Consider the following 18356-nt stretch of genomic DNA (forward strand, 5'->3'; position numbering starts at 1 on the left):
TTGCCGTTGGGCGTCAGCGGCAGCGCGTCCAGCACCACGAACGAGGACGGCACCATGAACGCCGGCAGCACCCGCCCCAGCGCCTCCCGCACCTCGCTCTGGTCCAGCACCGCACCCGCCGCGGGCACCAGGTACGCCACCAACCGGCGGTCCCCCGGCCGGTCCTCCCGGGCCAGCACGGCCGCCCGCGCCACCCCCGGCAGAGCGCACAGCACCGCCTCCACCTCACCCGGCTCGATCCGGAACCCCCGGACCTTCACCTGATGGTCCACCCGGCCCGCGAACTCCAGCTCACCGCGTGCGTTCCAGCGCGCCAGATCACCGGTCCGGTACATCCGGCCACCGGACCCGCCGAACGGATCCGCCACGAAACGCGCAGCCGTCAACCCCGGACGGTCCAGGTACCCGCGCGCCAGACCCGCACCCGCCAGGTACAACTCCCCCGTCACACCCGGCGCCACCGGACGCAGGAACCCGTCCAGCACATACACCCGCGCACCGTCCACCGGCCGCCCGATCGGCACCGGCTCCGGCCACGACGACGGATCGGCGGGCAGGGTGTGGGTGGTGACGGCGTGGGTCTCGGCGGGGCCGTAGACGTTGTGCATCCGCCGTCCGGGCAGCAGTCGGTGGAAGGCCCGGACCCGGTCGCCGGCGGTGAGGGCCTCGCCGCCCTGGAGGATGTCGGTCAGGTCGGGCAGGGTGCGGCCGGCGCGCAGCGCGGCGTCGGCGAGTGCCTCGACCACCAGGTTGGGGGCGAAGAGCTCGTTGACCCGGTACTCCTCCAGCCAGGCGGCGAGCCGGTCGGCGTCGCGCCGGACCGGGTCGGCCGGCACCACCAGGGTCTTGCCCGTGACCAGCGGGGAGAGGATCTCCTGCACCGAGAAGTCGAAGCCGATCGCGGTGAACTGGGCGGTGCGCACCCCGCGGCCGCCGGGGAACCTGGCGGTGTGCCAGGTCAGCAGGTTGGCCAGGCCGGAGTGCGGCATGACCACGGCCTTGGGGCGGCCGGTGGAGCCGGAGGTGTAGATCACGTACGCGGGGTGGGCGGGGGTCAGCGGGGCGGTGCGCTCGGCGTCGGCGAGGTCGTGGGCGGGCAGGCCCCGTCCGGCGGCCGGGTCGGTGCGCTCCAGCCGGGCCGGGATGCCCTCGCAGGCGCCGGGGACGGTGACCACGCAGACCGGTTCCGCGTCGGAGAGCATCTGGGTGATCCGCGCGGCGGGGTACTCCGTGTCCACCGGCAGGTAGGCCGCGCCGGTCTTGAGGACGGCGAGCAGCGCCACCACCAGCTCCGCGGACCTGGGCAGGGCCAGGGCCACGGTCCGCTCGGGTCCGGCGCCGCGTGCCACCAGGTGGCGGGCGAGGCGGTTGGCCCGGGCGTTCAGCTCGGCGTAGGTCAGCTCAGCACCTTCGTGCACCAGTGCCACATCGTCCGGCGTATCCGCCACCTGACGCTCCACCAGCGCGGGTACGCACTCACCTGTGGTCGCTCCGTTCGTGGTGTTCCAGTCCGTCAGTACCCGGCGGCGTTCGGCCGGGTCGAGCAGGTCGGTGCCGCTCAGGCGGCGGTCGGGGTGGGCGGTGACCGTCTCCAGCAGGCGTACCAGGCGGGCGGCCAGTGCCTCGGCGGTGCTCCGCTCGAACAGGTCGGTGCTGTACTCCAGGGCGGCGGTGATGCCGTCGGGGGCGCCGTCGGCGTTGCGGTGCTCGACCATGCTCAGGTGCAGGTCGAACTTGGCGATCCCGACGCCGACCGGGGCCGGCTCGGCCCGCAGGCCGGGCAGGTCCAGCCTGGCCTCGCCGTCGCTGAGGAAGGCCAGCATCACCTGGAACAGCGGGTGGCGTGCCAGCGAGCGTTCCGGGCGCAGCCGCTCGACCAGCTTCTCGAACGGCAGGTCCTGGTGGGCGTAGGCGGCCAGGTCGGTGTCGCGGACCCGTTCCACCAGTTCGCGGAAGGTCGGGTCGCCGGAGGTGTCGGTGCGCAGCACCAGGGTGTTGACGAAGAACCCGACCAAATCGTCCAGGGCCTCGTCGGTGCGTCCTGCGATCGGGCTGCCGATCGGGATGTCGGTGCCCGCGCCGTGGCGGGTCAGCAGTTCGGCGAAGGCGGCCTGGAGGAGCATGAACAGGCTGGCCCGGCTCTCGTTGGCCAGCGCCAGCAGGCGCCGGTGCAGGGCCGGCGGGATCCGGAACGGCACCTGGTCGCCGCGGTAGCTGATGACGGCGGGGCGCGGCCGGTCCAGCGGGAGTTCCAGCAGCTCCGGCAGGCCGGCCAGGGCCTTCGTCCAGTGGTCGAGCTGGAGGGCGTGCCGGCTGCCGGGGACGGTCTCCTCGCCGAGCAAATCGCGCTGCCACAGGGTGTAGTCGGCGTACTGGACCGGCAGCGGCGGCGCGCTGGGCGCGGCGCCGGTCAGCCGGGCCGCGTAGGCGGCGGACAGGTCGCGGGCCAGCGGGCGCCAGGACCAGCCGTCGCCGGCGATGTGGTGCAGCACCAGCAGCAGCACGTGCCGGTCGGGCGCCAGCCGGAACAGGGTGGTGCGCAGCGGCAGTTCGGCGGCCAGGTCGAAGCCGAGCGCGGCCTCGGCGGACAGCAGGGCGTCCAGCTCCGCCTCGCCGGTGTCGACCACCCGCAGCTCCGGGCGGGCCTCCTGCGGCGGCAGGACCAGCTGCCTGGGCACGCCGTCCGTCTCGGGGTAGCGGGTGCGCAGCGTCTCGTGGCGGCCGGTCACGTCGGCGAGTGCGGCGCGCAGCGCGTCCTCGTCCAGCCGGCCGGTCAGCCGCAGGCTCATCGGGATGTTGTAGGTCGCGCCGGGGCCCTCCATCCGGTGCAGGAACCACAGCCGCTGCTGGGCGGAGGAGAGCGGGACGGTTGCGGGCCGCGGCCGGGGCAGCAGGGGCGGGCGGACGCCCTGGGCGTCGCCGACGACGGTCGCCAGCGCGGCGACGGTGGGGGCCTCGAACAGGTCGCGGACGGCGAGTTCGGTGCCGAGGACGGCCCGGATCCGGCCGATCAGCCGGGTGGCGAGCAGCGAGTGCCCGCCGAGCTCGAAGAAGTCCCGGTCGACGCCGACCCCGGGCAGGCCGAGGACCTCGGCGAACAGCGCGCCGAGCACCTCCTCGCGCCGGTTGCGCGGGGCCTGGCCGGCCGCGGCGCCGCTCCAGTCGGGCGCGGGCAGCGCCCGGCGGTCGAGCTTGCCGTTGGGGGTCAGCGGCAGGGCGTCGAGCACCACGTACGCGGCGGGCACCTGGTGCGCGGGGAGCAGCTGCTCGGCGTGGGTGCGGACGGCCGCGGCCAGCTCGCCGGCGCCGTGGGCGCGGGCGGGGTCGTTGGCCAGCGCGGCGAGCGGGGTGTCCGGGCCCGCGGCCGGACGGTAGGGGTCGGGCCCGGGGGCGGCGCCGGGCAGGGTGAACACCGCGTCGAGGGCGCCCTGGTCGCCGGCGGACCAGGTGACGGCGGTCCGGTAGCCGAGCCGGTCGCCGAGCGCGTACAGCTCCTCCGGGTCGGGCAGTCCCGCGGGGGCGGGTGCGTCGAGCCGGGCGAGGGCGGTGGCGGCGTCGGTGGCGGCGAGCGCCGCGCGGGCCCGGTTCTCCTGCGCCAGGCGGAGGTTGGGCACCCCGGTGACCCGCAGCCGCTCGGGCCGGTGCTCCCGCAGCAGCGCGGCGAGCGCGTCGGGGCCGGTCAGGTCGGTGCCCCAGGCGAGGCACTGCTCGGGGCGGTGCCCGGTGGCGGCGGTGCCGGTGCGCAGCACCACGTCGTAGCGGTGCCGGTTCATCTCGTTGTGGTCGCGGCCGCGGCGGATCTCGATCCCGACGCCGGTGACGACGGGCGAGGCGGCGGCGAGGACGGCGAAGTAGTCGGGGTCGAGGAGCAGTTCGGGTTCGCCGGTGACGCTCTGCCCGATGCTGCGGGCCACCGCGGCGCGGTCGGCGAAGGCACCGGCGCGGCGCAGTTCGACGGCGGTGCGGAAGGTCTCCAGCAGGCGGCCGTTGCGGACGTCGCCGATGAAGACCGAGCCGCCGGGGGCGAGCAGGTCGAGGACGCCGGTGAGCACCTCGGCGAGGTAGGCGGCGTTGGGGAAGTACTGGACCACGGAGTTGAGCACGACCGTGTCGAAGTGGCCGCGGGGCAGGCCGTCGAGGACGTGCGCGGGCTGGGCCCGCAGCTCGACCCGTCCGGCCAGGTCGGGGCGGGCGTCCAGCTGCTCGCGCAGCCGGGCGATGACGGCCGGGGAGATGTCGGTGCCCCAGTACGTCTCGCAGTCGCCGGCCAGCGGGGCGAGGATCAGCCCGGCGCCGCAGCCGATCTCCAGCACCCGGCGCGGGGCGAGGGCGCGGATCCGTTCGACGCTGTCCCGGCGCCACCGGTCCATCTCCTCGACGGGGATGGGTGCGCCGGTGTAGCTGGAGTTCCAGCCGGCGAAGTCGTCGCCGAAGGCGCCGTCCAGCTCGCGGTAGTGGCCGTCGTAGGTCTGCTGCCAGCTGTCCAGCCGGCTCTGCTCGCCCCGGGTGTCGCGGCCCTCGGCGGGGTCGGCGGGCACCAGGTAGGCGACCAGCCGGCGGTCGCCGTCGTGCTCGGCGGCGAGCACGGCCGCCTGTCCGACCTGGGGGTGGGCCACCAGGGCGGCCTCCACCTCGCCGGGCTCGATCCGGAACCCGCGGATCTTCACCTGGTGGTCGGTGCGGCCGGCGAACTCCAGTTCACCCGCGGCGGTCCAGCGGGCCAGGTCCCCGGTCCGGTACATCCGGCCGCCGGCCGGGCCGAACGGGTCGGCCACGAAGCGGGTGGCCGTCAGCGCCGGCCGGTTCAGGTAGCCGCGGGCCAGGCCACCGCCCGCCAGGTACAGCTCGCCGGTGACGCCCGGCGCCACCGGCCGCAGGGCGGCGTCCAGCACGTAGACCCGGGCGCCGGGGACCGGGCGGCCGATCGGCGGTACCACGGCGCCGGCCAGCGGCCCGCTCATGGTGGCGCAGACCGCGGCCTCGGTGGGGCCGTACGCGTTGGTCATCCGCCGTCCCGCGGACCAGCGTTCGACCTGGTCGGGGGCGGTGGCCTCGCCGGCCACCACCAGGTCCAGGCCGGGCGGCAGGGCGCCGTCGGCGAGGACCGCGAGGGCGGTCGGCGGCAGGGTGGCGAAGGTGGTGCCGGTCCTGGTGACCAGTTCGGCGAGGGCCGGGCCGGGCCGCAGCTGCTCGGCGGGGGCGACCACGAGGGCGGCGCCCGACAGCAGGCCCAGGGTGATCTCCCACAGGGCCGCGTCGAAGCTGATCGAGGCGAACTGCAGGACCCGGCTGCCCGGTCCCAGCCCGAACTTCCCGATCAGCGGCACCAGGACGGCGGTGACGCTGCGGTGCGGCACCGGGACGCCCTTCGGCTGCCCGGTGGAGCCGGAGGTGTGGATGACGTACGCGGGGTGCAGCGGGTGCAGCGGCGCGGTGCGTTCGGCGTCCGTGAGGTCGCCGTCGGCGACGCCGGCCGTCGGCGCGGCGTCGACCAGCAGCCGCGGTACCGCCCCGGGCAGTCCGGGGGCGAGGGCGGTGGTGGTGAGCAGCAGCGCCGGGGCGCCGTCGCGCAGCAGGTGGGCGATCCGCTCCGCGGGGTAGCCGGGGTCGACCGGCAGGTAGGCGGCGCCGGACTTGAGGACCGCGAGGACGGCGGTGATCAGGTCGGCGGAGCGCGGCAGGGACAGCGCCACCCGCTGCTCGGGGCCGATGCCCCGGGCGACCAGCAGACGGGCCAGCCGGTTGGCGCGGGAGTTCAGTTCGGCGTAGCTGAGCTCGCCCTCCTCGCAGACCAGGGCGACGGCGTCGGGCTGCTCGGCGGCCCTGCGCTGGAACAGCTCGGGCCAGGTGGTGTCGGGGCCGGGGCGGCCGGTGTCGTTCCAGGTGTCGAGCAGCCGGTGCCGCTCGTCCTCGGCGAGGACGGGGACGTCGCCGATCCGCCGGTCCGGGTCGGCGGCGACGGCCTCCAGCAGCACGGTCAGCCGGGTGGAGAGCGCCTCCACGGTGCTGCGGTCGAACAGGTCGGTGCTGAACTCCCAGTCGCCGCGCAGGGACCGGGTGCCGTCGCCGTGGCGCTGCTCGGCGACGGCCAGCGCCAGGTCGAACTTGGCGAAGCCGACCTCGACCGGTTCCACGGTGACCTCGAGGCCGGGCAGGGCGGGCTGCGCCTCGGGCATGCTCTGGAACGCGAGCAGCACCTGGAACAGAGGGTTGCGGGCCGCCGAGCGCTGCGGGTTGACCGCCTCGACCAGCTTCTCGAACGGCAGGTCCTGGTGGGCGTAGGCGGCCAGGTCGGTGGCGCGGGTGCGGGCGACCAGGTCGCGGAAGGTCGGGTCGCCGGAGGTGTCGGTGCGCAGCACCAGGGTGTTGACGAAGAACCCGACCAGGTCGTCCAGCGCCTCGTCGGTGCGTCCGGCGATCGGGCTGCCGATCGGGATGTCGGTGCCCGCGCCCATCCGGGTGAGCAGGGCGGCGAACGCGGCGTGCAGGACCATGAAGAGGCTGGCGTCGCAGGCCCTGGCGAGCCGGGTGAGCCGGGTGAGCAGCTCGGGCTCCAGGTGGAACGGCACGGTCTGCCCGCGGTGGGCGGCCACCGCGGGCCGGCTCCGGTCGGCGGGGAGTTCCAGGTGGTCGGGTGCGCCGGCCAGCGTCCGCGCCCAGTGGTCGAGTTGGCGGGCGCCGAGGCTGTCGGGGTCGTCGGGGTCGCCGAGGGTGCGCTGCTGCCAGAGCGCGTAGTCGGCGTACTGGACCGGCAGCGGCGGCCACTGCGGGGGCGCGCCGGCGCGCCGGGCGGCGTAGGCGGTGGCGAGGTCGCGGGTGAGGGGGGCGAGGGACCAGCCGTCGCCGGCCACGTGGTGCAGCAGCAGGAGCAGCACGTGCTGGTCGGCGGCGAGGGTGAACAGCGTGGCGCGCAGCGGCAGTTCGGTGGTGATGTCGTAGGGGTGGCGGGCGGCGAGGGCGAGCCGTTCGGCGAGGTCGGCCTCGGTGGCGGTCTCGACGGCGAGCACCGGTTCGGCCTCCTCCGGTGGCAGGACGAGCTGGTAGGGCTCGCCGTCGTGGCTCGGGTGGAGGGTGCGCAGGCTCTCGTGGCGCCGTACCAGGTCGGCGAGGGCATCGCGCAGCGCGGCGCGGTCGGGTTCGCCGTGCAGGCGCAGGGCGAGCGGGATGGTGTAGGTGGAGTTCGGCCCTTCGAGGCGGTTGAGGAACCACAGCCGGCGCTGGGCGGAGGACAGCGGCACCCGGTCGGGCCGCGGGACGGGGGTCAGTGCGGGGCGGGTGTCACGGGCCTCGTCGAGGACCTTGGCGAGGGCGGCGACGGTGGGCGCCTCGAACAGGTCGCGGACGGCGAGTTCGGCCCCGAGGACGGTCCGGATCCGGCTGGTCAGCCGGGTGGCGAGCAGCGAGTGCCCGCCGAGCTCGAAGAAGTCCTCGTGGATGCCGACCTTGGGCAGAGCGAGCACCTCGGCGAACAGGGTGGCGAGGATCTCCTCGCGGGGTGAGCGGGGCAGGCCGGCGGAGGCCGACGGGAGCCGGGTGGGGGCGGGCAGGGCGGCGCGGTCGAGTTTGCCGTTGGGCGTCAGCGGCAGCGCGTCCAGCACCACGAACGAGGACGGCACCATGAACGCCGGCAGCACCCGCCCCAGCGCCTCCCGCACCTCGCTCTGGTCCAGCACCGCACCCGCCGCGGGCACCAGGTACGCCACCAACCGGCGGTCCCCCGGCCGGTCCTCCCGGGCCAGCACGGCCGCCCGCGCCACCCCCGGCAGAGCGCACAGCACCGCCTCCACCTCACCCGGCTCGATCCGGAACCCCCGGACCTTCACCTGATGGTCCACCCGGCCCGCGAACTCCAGCTCACCGCGTGCGTTCCAGCGCGCCAGATCACCGGTCCGGTACATCCGGCCACCGGACCCGCCGAACGGATCCGCCACGAAACGCGCAGCCGTCAACCCCGGACGGTCCAGGTACCCGCGCGCCAGACCCGCACCCGCCAGGTACAACTCCCCCGTCACACCCGGCGCCACCGGACGCAGGAACCCGTCCAGCACATACACCCGCGCACCGTCCACCGGCCGCCCGATCGGCACCGGCTCCGGCCACGACGACGGATCCCCGGGGAGTTCGCAGCCGGTCACCACGTGGGTCTCGGCGGGGCCGTAGTGGTTGTGCAGGCGCCGGCCGGGGACGGCGGCGCAGAACGCGCGCACCCGCGGGCCGGCCGTCAGCGCCTCGCCGGCCTGGACCAGGTGGCGCAGGTCGGGCAGGGTCAGGCCCTGCTCGGCGGCGGCCTCGGCGAGTGCCTCGATCACCAGGTCGGGGGCGTACAGCTCGTTGACCCGGTACTCCTGCAGCCAGGCCGCGAGCGCGCCGGCGTCGCGCCGCACCCGGTCGGCCGGCACGGCGAGGGTGCGGCCGTGCAGCAGCGCGGAGAGGATCTCCTGCGCGGCGACGTCGAAGCTCAGCGAGGCGTACTGGGCGACGGTGGTGCCGACCCCGCCGGGGATCTCCCGCTGGTGCCAGGCGAGCAGGTTGGCCAGGGCGCCGCCGGGCATCACCACCGCCTTGGGGCGGCCGGTGGAGCCGGAGGTGTAGATCACGTACGCGGGGTGGGCGGGGGTCAGCGGGGCGGTGCGCTCGGCGTCGGTGAGGTTGCCGTCCGGCAGGGCGCCGTGGTCCTCGGCGGCGTCCGCGGCGGTCAGCACCAGGGCCGGGCGGGCGTCGTCGAGCATGTCGGCGATCCGCCGGGCCGGGTACTCGGGGTCGACCGGCAGGTAGGCGGCGCCGGTCTTGAGCACGGCCAGCACGGCGACGTACAGGTCGAGCGAGCGGGGCAGGTGCAGGGCGACGACCCGGTCGGGTCCGGCGCCGCGGGCCGCGAGGGCGCGGGCGAGGCGGTTGGCCCGGGAGTTGAGCTCCGCGTAGTCGAGGGTGCGGCCCTCGAAGGCGAGCGCGGTGGCGCCGGGGGTGCGGGCGGCCTGCGCCTCGAACAGCTGCGGCAGGGTCAGGTCGCCCACCGGGCGCTCGGCCGCCCGCCCCAGGCCGAGGACGTGGGCCCGCTCGTCGGCGGTGAGCAGGTCCAGCCGGCCCACCGGGCGGCCGGGGTCGGCGGCGAAGTCGGCGAGCAGCCGCTCCAGGCGCCCGAGCACGGTGCGGGCGCCGTCGCCGTCGAGCACGTCGGCGCGGTGGTCCAGCCGCAGCCGGATCCGGTCGCCCGGGATGGCGAGCAGCGTCAGGGCGAAGTGGGTGGCGTCGCCGACCTGGAAGCCGGCCAGCCGTACGCCGCGGCTCTCGGCCCGCAGCACGGCCGGGTCCAGCGGGTAGTTCTCGAAGACGACGGCGGAGTCGAAGAGTTCGGCGTGCCCGGCGCCGCGCTGGACCTCGGTCAGCGGCAGGTGCCGGTGCTCGATCAGCGCGGCCTGCTCCCGCTGGACGCGGGCGAGCAGGTCGGCGAACGGTTCGGCGGGGCGCAGCGCCACCCGGACCGGCAGGGTGTTGATGAACATCCCGATGGTGGACTCGATGCCGGGGATCTCCGGCGGCCGGTTCGCCATGGTGGCGCCGAACACCACGTCGTCGCGGCCGAGGGCGTGGCCGAGCAGGACCGCCCAGGCGCCCTGCACCACGGTGTTCAGGGTCAGGCCGCGGCGGCGGGCGGCGGCGGTCAGCGCGGCCGAGGCCTCCTCGTCGAGTTCGTGCCAGAGCTGGCCGGGCAGTTCGCCGGCGGGTGCGGCGCCGCGCCCGGCGGCGCCGAGCAGGGTGGGCTCGGCCAGGCCGGACAGGTACGAGCGCCAGGCGTCCCGGGCGGCGTCCTGGTCGCGCTCGGCCAGCCAGGCCAGGTAGCTGCGGTAGGGCGGGGCGACGGGCAGCGTGCGGTCGTCGCCGCGCTGCCCGTACAGCGCGAACAGTTCGCGCACCAGCAGCGGCATCGACCAGCCGTCGAGCAGCAGGTGGTGGGTGGTCAGCACCAGGGTGTGGTGGTCGGGGCCGAGCCGCACCAGGCCGGCCCGCAGCAGCGGCGGCACGGCGGGGTCGAACCGCCGGGCGCGGTCCTCGGCGACGAACCGGCGCAGGCCCTCGGCGCGGGCGTCCGGATCGAGCCCGCCGAGGTCGGCCTCCTGCCAGCCGGGCAGCGCCTCGTGCGGGACGAACTGGACCGGCCGGTCGAGGTCGTGCTGCCAGAACCCGGCGCGCAGGTTGGGGTGGCGGCGCAGCAGGGCGTGCACGGCCGCCCGCAGGTCGCCGGTGTCCAGCGGTCCGCGCAGTTCCAGGACCAGTTGGACGTTGTACACGTCCACGCCGTCCCGGTCGTACTGGACCTGGAACAGCAGTCCTTCCTGCAACGGTGCCAGCGGCAGGACGTCTGCCAGGCCGTTCTGCGTCATCGGGACACCTTCCACATGGCTTCGAGTCGGTCGATCTGGGCCTGGTCGAGGGAGACCAGGGCGAGGTCGGAGGGGGTGTGTCCGCCGGCGTCGGGGCGGCGGGCGTGGGCGGTGAGGGCTTCCAGGGCCCGGAACCAGGTGTGGGCGAGGTCGCGGACGGCGTCCTCGTCCAGCAGGTGGCGGGGCCGGCTCCAGGTGGCGTGCAGCCGCGGTCCGTCCGGGCCGTCCAGGGTGAGGGCGTCGACCTCCACCGCGTGGGCCGCCGGCAGGCCGGGGTCGGTGCCCTCGCCGAGCGCCTCGGCGTCGGGCGCCACGCTCCACTCGGCGGCCGGGCCGTCGGCGGCGCGGAAGCGGCCCAGGTAGTTGAAGCCGAGCGGGGGCGCGGGCAGGGCGGCCAGCCGGGGTCCGGCGTCGGCGTCCAGGTGGCGCAGGACGCCGTAGCCGAGGCCGCCGTCGGGGACGGCCCGCAGCTGCTCCTTGACGCGTTTGACGGCGCGTCCGGCGGCGGGGCCGCCGGCCAGCGCGTCCCGCCGGTCGAGGGTGCCGAGGTCCAGGCGGACGGGGTACAGGGCGGTGAACCAGCCGACCGTGCGGGACAGGTCGGCGCCCGAGTCGCCGGGCTCCCGGCCGTGCCCCTCCAGGTCGAGCAGGACGGCGCCCGAGTCGCCGAGTCCGCGGCGGGCCCGCCAGTCGGCGACGGCCAGGGTGAACGCGGTGAGCAGGATGTCGTCGACCTTGGCGTGGAAGACCGCGGGCACGGTGGTCAGCAGGGCTTCGGTGGTGTCGGCGGGCAGGGTGAGGGTGAGCTGCCGGGCGGTGGCCGCGGTGTCGACGGCGGGGTCGAGCGGCCGGGCGGTGACCGGTGCGGTGGGCGCCGTCAGCAGGGCGGTCCACCGGTCGAGTTCGGCGTCCCGGCCGGGGCCGGCGGCGCGCGCGGCCAGCTGCCGGGCCCAGCTGCGGAACGAGGTCCCGCCGGGGGTGGGGCGGTAGGCGGTGCCGTCGGCGGCGGCCTGCCAGGCGGCGGCCAGGTCGGGCAGCAGGATGCGCCAGGACACGCCGTCGACCACCAGGTGGTGGAGGGTCAGCAGCAGCCGGCCCGGCAGGTCGGGGCCGCGGTCGAGCCAGACCGCCCGGCCCAGGGCGCCGGTCCAGGGGTCGAGCCGGGCGCGGGCCCGCGCCGCCTCGGCCGCGGTGAGGTCGCGCAGCGCGGCCTCGTCGAGGCCGGTGGCGTCGACCCGGGCGGTCCAGCCGGCCGTGGCCGCGCCGCCGGGCGGGGCGACGGTCATCCGCCAGGCGCCGTCCGGGCCGGTCGTGAAGGACGCCCGCAGGACGTCGTGCTGGTCGGCGACGGCGCGCAGCGCCGCGGCCAGCCGCGCCTCGCCGAGTGCGGGCGGCACCGGGACCACCAGGGACTGGCTGAACGCCTCGACGGGTCCGCCGCGTCCGCGCAGCCAGTGCATGATCGGGGTGAGCGGGACCTCGCCCCAGGCCAGGCCGTCGGCGCCACCGCCGTCCTCGCCGGCCGCCCGGTCGTCGGCCTCGCGGGCGACGGCGGCCAGCGCGGCGATCGTCCGGTGCTCGAAGACCTGGGCCGGGGAGAGCAGCAGTCCGGCCCGGCGGGCCCGGCCGACCAGTTGGATGGCCATGATGCTGTCGCCGCCGAGGTCGAAGAAGCTGTCGTCGGTGCCGGGCTCCGGCACGCCGAGGATCGCGCCGAACAGCCCGGCCAGCAGTTCCTCGCGGGGTGAGGCGGGGGCGCGGTGCGCGTCCGCGGATGCGTACGCGGGGACGGGCAGCTGCCGGCGGTCGAGCTTGCCGTTCGGGGTCAGCGGCAGCTGCTCCAGCAGCACGACCGCGGCCGGGACCATGTAGTCGGGCAGGGCGGCGGCGACGTGCCGGCGCAGCTCGCCGGGGTCGGCGGCGGCACCCGGCTGGGCGACCACGTAGGCGGTGACCCGCTTGTCGCCGGGGCGGTCCTCGCGGACCAGGACGGCGTTCTGCGCGACGGCCGGGTGGCGGCCCAGTACCGACTCGATCTCGCCGAGCTCGATCCGGAACCCGCGGACCTTGACCTGGTGGTCGCCGCGGCCGAGGAACTCCAGCACGCCGTCGGTGCGGCGCCGGACCAGGTCGCCGGTGCGGTACATCCGGGCGCCGGGCGGGCCGTACGGGTCGGCGACGAAGCGTTCGGCGGTGGCGTCCGGCCGGCCGAGGTAGCCGCGGGCGAGGCGGTGGCCGCCGATGTACAGCTCGCCGGCGACGCCCGGCGGCACCGGGCGCAGGCCCGCGTCCAGGACGTGGCAGGTGGTGTTGTCGAGCGGGGTGCCGATCGCGACGGTGGTCTCCTGCTGCCACGGTGCGCGCATGTGGTGGTGGGTGGCGAAGGTGGTGGCCTCGGTCGGCCCGTAGCCGTCGACGACCAGGGTGTCCGGGGAGGCGGTGAGGACCCGGGTGACGGCCGCGGGCGAGACCACGTCGCCGCCGGTCCACACCTCGCGCACGCCACGGAAGCAGGCCGGGTCCTCCTCCGCGAGCAGGTTGAACAGCCCGGAGGTGAGCCACGCGCCGGTCACCCGGCCGCCCACCAGGGCGTCGCGCAGCGCGGCGGTGTCGAGGTCGCCGGGCGGTGCGACCACCACCGTCCCGCCGGACAGCAGCGGCACCCACAGCTCGTACTGCGAGGTGTCGAAGGAGTACGGCGAGTGCAGCAGCACCCGCTGCTGGTTGCCGGTGCGCCAGCAGCGGTCGGCGGCCAGCACGGCGACGTCGCGGTGGGTGACGGCGACGCCCTTGGGCAGCCCGGTGGAGCCGGAGGTGTACATCACGTAGGCGAGCCGGTCGGGGTGCGCCGGGACGGGGGCAGGGCGCCGGGGCAGGGCGTCGGGCTGCGGCTCGTCGACCACCAGGACCCGGGCCCCTGCGGCCCACTCGGCGCAGTGGTGGCCGGCGTCGACGGCGCGGTCGGTCAGCAGCACGGTGGCGCCGGCCTCGCGGATCAGCAGGCTCATCCTGGACGCCGGGTAGCGGGTGTTCAGGGGCACGTAGTAGCCGCCCGCGCGGACCACCGCCAGCAGCGAGACCACCAGGTCCGCGGAGCGCTGCTGGAGCACGGCGACGGCCCGTTCGGGTCCGATCCCCAGCCGCACCAGCCGGGCGGCCAGGGCGTCCACCCGGGCGTCGAGCTGGGCGTAGGTCAGTTCGGTGCCGCCGGCGACCACCGCGGTCGCGTCGGGGGTGCGGCGGACCTGGGCCGCGAAGAGCTCGGCGAGCCCGGTGTCCGGGAGGTCGCAGGCGGTGTCGTTCCAGGCCGCCAGCCGGGCCAGTTCGGCCTCGTCCAGCAGGTCGAACCGTCCGATCGGCAGCTCGGGGTCGGCGGTGACGGCCCGCAGCAGGGCCAGCAGCCGGCGGACCATCCCGGCCGCGGTGGTGTGGTCGAACAGGGCGAGGTCGTACTCCAGGTCGCCGTCGACGCCGGCCGGTGCGTGGTCGCCGTCGCGGTGCTCGACCAGGTTGACGGTGAGGTCGAACTTGGCGACGCCGAGGGCGACCGGTTCCCGGGTGACGGTGAGCCCCGCCAGCCGGGCGTTCGGCTCGGACTCCTGGTAGGAGAGCACCACCTGGAACAGCGGGTGGCGGGCGGCCGAGCGGGCCGGCTGGAGGCGTTCCACCACCCGGTCGAACGGCACGTCCTGGTGGGCGAAGGCGTCCAGGGCGGCGCCGCGGACCCGGGTCAGCAGGTCGGCGAACGGCAGGCCGCCGGGTGCGCCGTCCCCGCCGGGCCCGGCGGAGGTGTCCACCCGGACCACCACGGGGTTGACGAAGAAGCCGACCAGGGCGTCGAGTTCCGGCTCGTCCCGGCCGGCGGTCGGGCAGCCGATCGGGATGTCGGTGCCCGCGCCGAGCCGGGTGAGCAGCGCCGCGAGGGCGGCCTGCAGCACCATGTGGACGGTGGCGCCGCGCTCGCGGGCCAGCCGTTCCAGCCCGGCGTGCAGGTCCGGGTCGATGGTGAGCGGGACCGAGCCGCCGTGGTGGCGGGCCACCGGCGGCCGGGGGCGGTCGTAGGGGAGCTGGAGCTGGTCGGGCAGGCCGGTGAGGGCCCGTTCCCAGTGGCCGAGCTGACGGCTGCCCACCGAGTCCGGGTCGTCCTCGCCGCCGAGCAGCTCGCGCTGCCACCGGGCGAAGTCGGCGTACCGGACCGGCAGCGGTTCGAAGCGGGGGGCACGGCCCAGCGAGCGGGCCGCGTAGGCGGTGGCCAGGTCGCCGAAGAGCGGGCGCAGCGACCGGCCGTCGCCGGCGATGTGGTGCAGCACCAGCAGCAGGACGTGGCTGCCGTCGTCCACGGTGAACAGGTGGGCCCGCAGCGGGATCCCGGTGTCGAGGTCGAAGGGCTCGCGGGCGGCGTCGGACAGCGCCCGGGCGAGGCCGTCCGCGGCCACCGCGGTCGCGGACAGCGGGTCCGGTACGGAGTCCGGGGCCAGGACCTCGGGCCGTGGTCCGTCGGGACCGGCCGGGTAGCGGGTGCGCAGGGTCTCGTGGCGGCCCAGCACGTCGGTCAGGGCGGTGTGCAGCGCGGCACGGTCCAGCGGACCGGTCAGCCGCAGCGCGATCGGCAGGTTGTAGGTGGGGGCGCGGCCCTCGACCTCGCGCAGCACCCACATCCGCTGCTGGGCCGGCGACATCGGCGGGCTGCCGTCCTGCGGGTCGGTACCGGCCCGCAGCGGCGGGCGGGTACCGTCGCTGCGCCGGGCGAGGCGGGCCAGGCCCGCGGGCGTGGGTTCGGCGAACAGGTCCTGGATGGTCAGGTCGACGCCGAGTTCGGTCCGGGCCGCGGACAGCAGCCGGTTGGCGGTCACGGAGTGCCCGCCGAGGGTGAAGAAGTCGCCGCGCGGCCCGACCTCGGCGACGCCGAGCGCCCGGGCGAACAGGCCGCCCAGCAGATCGGCGAGCGGCCCGGTGCCGCCCTCCGCGGGGTGCCCGGCGGCGGCCGCGGCGGGGGCGGGCAGCGCGGCGCGGTCGAGTTTGCCGTTGACGGTGAGCGGGATCGCGTCCAGTGCCGTGAACGAGGCCGGCACCAGGTGGGCGGGCAGCACGGCGGCCAGCTCCCGGCGCCAGCCGTCCGGGTCGGGGGCCGTGCCCCGGGCGGGGACGGCGTAGGCGGCCAGCCGCCGGTCGCCCGGCCGGTCCTCGCGGACGGTCACGGCGGCCTGGGCGACCGAGGGCAGTGCGGCGAACGCCGCCTCCACCTCGCCGAGTTCGATCCGGAAGCCGCGGATCTTCACCTGCTGGTCGCCGCGGCCGAGGTACTCCAGGGCGCCGTCGGTGCGGAGCCGGACCAGGTCGCCGGTGCGGTACATCCGGGCCCCGGCGTCGGCGGCGGGCGCGAACGGGTCCGCGACGAACCGCTGGGCCGTCAGGGCCGGGCGGTTCAGGTAGCCGCGGGCCAGGCCGGGTCCGGCGACGTACAGCTCGCCGGCGGTGCCCGGCGGGACCGGGCGCAGCGCGCCGTCGAGCACGTGGGCGCGCAGGTCGGCCAGCGGCGCGCCGATGGCGCCCGGGGCGGCGTCGGGCCCGTCGACGACGGTGTGGGTGACGTGCACGGTGGTCTCGGTGATGCCGTACATGTTGGACAGCACGGTGCGCCGGCCGTGCCGGGCGTACCAGTCGCCCAGCCGGGCGGCGTCCAGTGCCTCGCCGCCGAGGACGACGTGCCGCAGCGCGGACAGGTCGGCGGGGCGGGCGCGGTCCCGGTCGGCCTCGATCAGCTGGTAGAAGGCGGAGGGGGTCTGGTTGAGGACGGTGACCCGCTGCTCCGCCAGCAGGTCGAGGAACTGCCCCGGGGAGCGGCTGACGGTGTACGGGACGACCACCAGGCGTCCGCCGTGCAGCAGCGGGCCCCACAGCTCCCACACCGAGAAGTCGAAGGCGTAGGAGTGGAAGAGGGTCCACACGTCAGCCGGCCCGAGGTCGAGGTGCCGGCGGGCGGCGGTGAACAGCCGCACCACGTTGCGGTGCGGGACGACGACACCCTTGGGGACCCCGGTGGAGCCGGAGGTGTGGATCACGTACGCGGGGTGGTGCGGGTCGAGGGCGACCTGCGGGTCGGTGGCCGGGTACGGGCTGCGCCCCTCGTCCTCCATCGCGACCGCGGCGGTGCCGGGCGGGGCGGTGACCGGGGCGGGCCCGGCGGTGACCAGGACGGCGGGGGCGGCGTCGGCCAGGGTGCGGGCGAGCCGTTCGGCGGGGTAGTCCGGGTCGAGCGGCAGGTAGGCGGCGCCGGACTTGACCGCGGCGAGCACGGCGACCACCAGGTCGGCGGAGCGGGGCAGGGCCAGGGCGACGGTGCGCTCCGGTCCGGCGCCGTGCGCGCGCAGCCGGTGGGCGAGCCGGTTGGCGCGGGCGTTGAGCTCGGCGTAGGTGAGCCGCTGCGCGCCGTCGACCACGGCCACGGCGCCGGGGGTGCGGGCGGCCTGGGCCTCGAACAGGGCGGGCAGGGTGGCGCCGGGGTCCGGGACGGGCCCGGCGGCGGGGGCGGCCGGCTGCTGCTGCTCGGCCGGGGTGCGCAGGTCGATGCGGGCGGTGGGGGCCGCGCCGTCGGCGGTGGCGAAGGTCTCCAGCAGGGCGGTCAGCCGGGCCAGGTGGGCGGCGGCCTGCTCCGCGCGGTGCAGCAGGGGGTTGGCCTCCAGGTCGACCCGCAGGCCGGTGCCGTCGGGGCCGGGGCGGACCGAGACCTTGAGGTCCTCCACCGGGCCGGTCGACACCGGGTGGACCGAGGTCTGCAGACCGTCGAGGTCCGGCGCGTGGTCGAACGGCATGATGTTGGCGATGACGGCGTGCAGCCGCCGGTCCGGTGCGCCGAGGCCGAGTTCGCGGCGCAGCTCGGCCGCCGGGAAGCCCTGGTGGCGCAGGACCGCGGCGACGGCGTCGCGGACCTCGGTGACCAGGGCGGTGAGCGAGGAGCCCGGGGCGGCCGGGACCCGCAGCGGTGCCACGTCGGCGAGCATCGCCGGGACGCGGCGGGCGTCGGCGGTGCGCCGGGCGGTGACCGGCAGGCCGAGCAGCGCCTCGGGGGCGCCGGTCAGCCGGCGGGTGTAGAGCGCGACGGCGGCGAGCGCCGCGAGCTGCCAGCCGGTGTCGGCGGTCCCGGCGAGGGTGTCCAGGCCCTGCCGCACGGTGTCCGGCAGGAACGCGGTGCGGCGCAGCGGCTCGGCGGCCGGGGCGGCGACGCCGCTGCCGAGGCCGGCCGCTTCGGGCCGGTCGGCCCAGGTGGTCAGCCAGTGCGCGCGGTCCGCGGCGTACGCCCGGGTGGTGCGGTACGCCTGCTCGGCCTCGACCAGGGCGGCGAGTTCGCCCGGGCGGGCGGTGGCGGGCCGGCCCCGGTAGGCGTCGGCGACCCGGCGGGCCAGCAGCCGGAAGCCGTAGCCGTCCAGCAGCAGGTGGTGGACCTGCTGGTACCAGCGGTGGTGGTCGGGGCCGAGGACGAACAGGACCTGGGTGAACAGCGGTCCGTGGTCCGCCACCGGCAGCTGCGGGCGGCTCAGCAGCTGCCGGATCCGGTCGTCGGCCGCGGCCCCGGGGTCCGGTTCGGCGCTGAGGTCGACCAGTTGGACCTGCCAGGTGTCGTCCCGGTCCGGGGCGACCTGCTGGCGCACCTCGCCGTCGTCGCGGGTGGTGAACCTCAGCCCCATGGTGTCGGTGGCCGCCACGGCGGTGCGGACGGCGGCGGTGAACCGGCCGGTGTCCAGCGGTCCGCGCAGTTCGGTGTACTCGGCCGTGGTCCAGGCCGGGCTCTGCGGGTCCCTGGCCTGGGCGAACCAGATACCGAGCTGTGCCTCGGTGAGAGCCAGCGACGCAGCGTCAGCACCACTCATCATTTCCCCTCCTGTCGGGCCGTCCGCCGCGGCCCGGCGGGGCGGTGGCACGGCGCAGCCGACCGCACCATGGGGTCGACGGGACCGCGGACATGCTGGTCCGGGC

At 76.6% G+C, this 18356-nt stretch carries 2 protein-coding genes; both read right to left on the reverse strand.

The genetic code is table 11. The features are described from left to right. The coding region (locus AC2TEW_RS26170; protein WP_484625813.1) for a non-ribosomal peptide synthetase at window positions 1–10382 on the reverse strand (10382 nt) is incomplete at its 3' end. Beyond that, on the reverse strand, window positions 10379–18250 hold the full coding sequence (locus AC2TEW_RS26175; protein ID WP_484625814.1) for a non-ribosomal peptide synthetase: 7872 nt from the start codon (window positions 18248–18250) through the stop codon (window positions 10379–10381). The genes AC2TEW_RS26175 and AC2TEW_RS26170, both read right to left, overlap by 4 nt. Window positions 18251–18356: the final 106 nt, after the last annotated feature.

The sequence above is a fragment of the Kitasatospora sp. NEAU-CNBT7 genome, assembly GCF_057220535.1.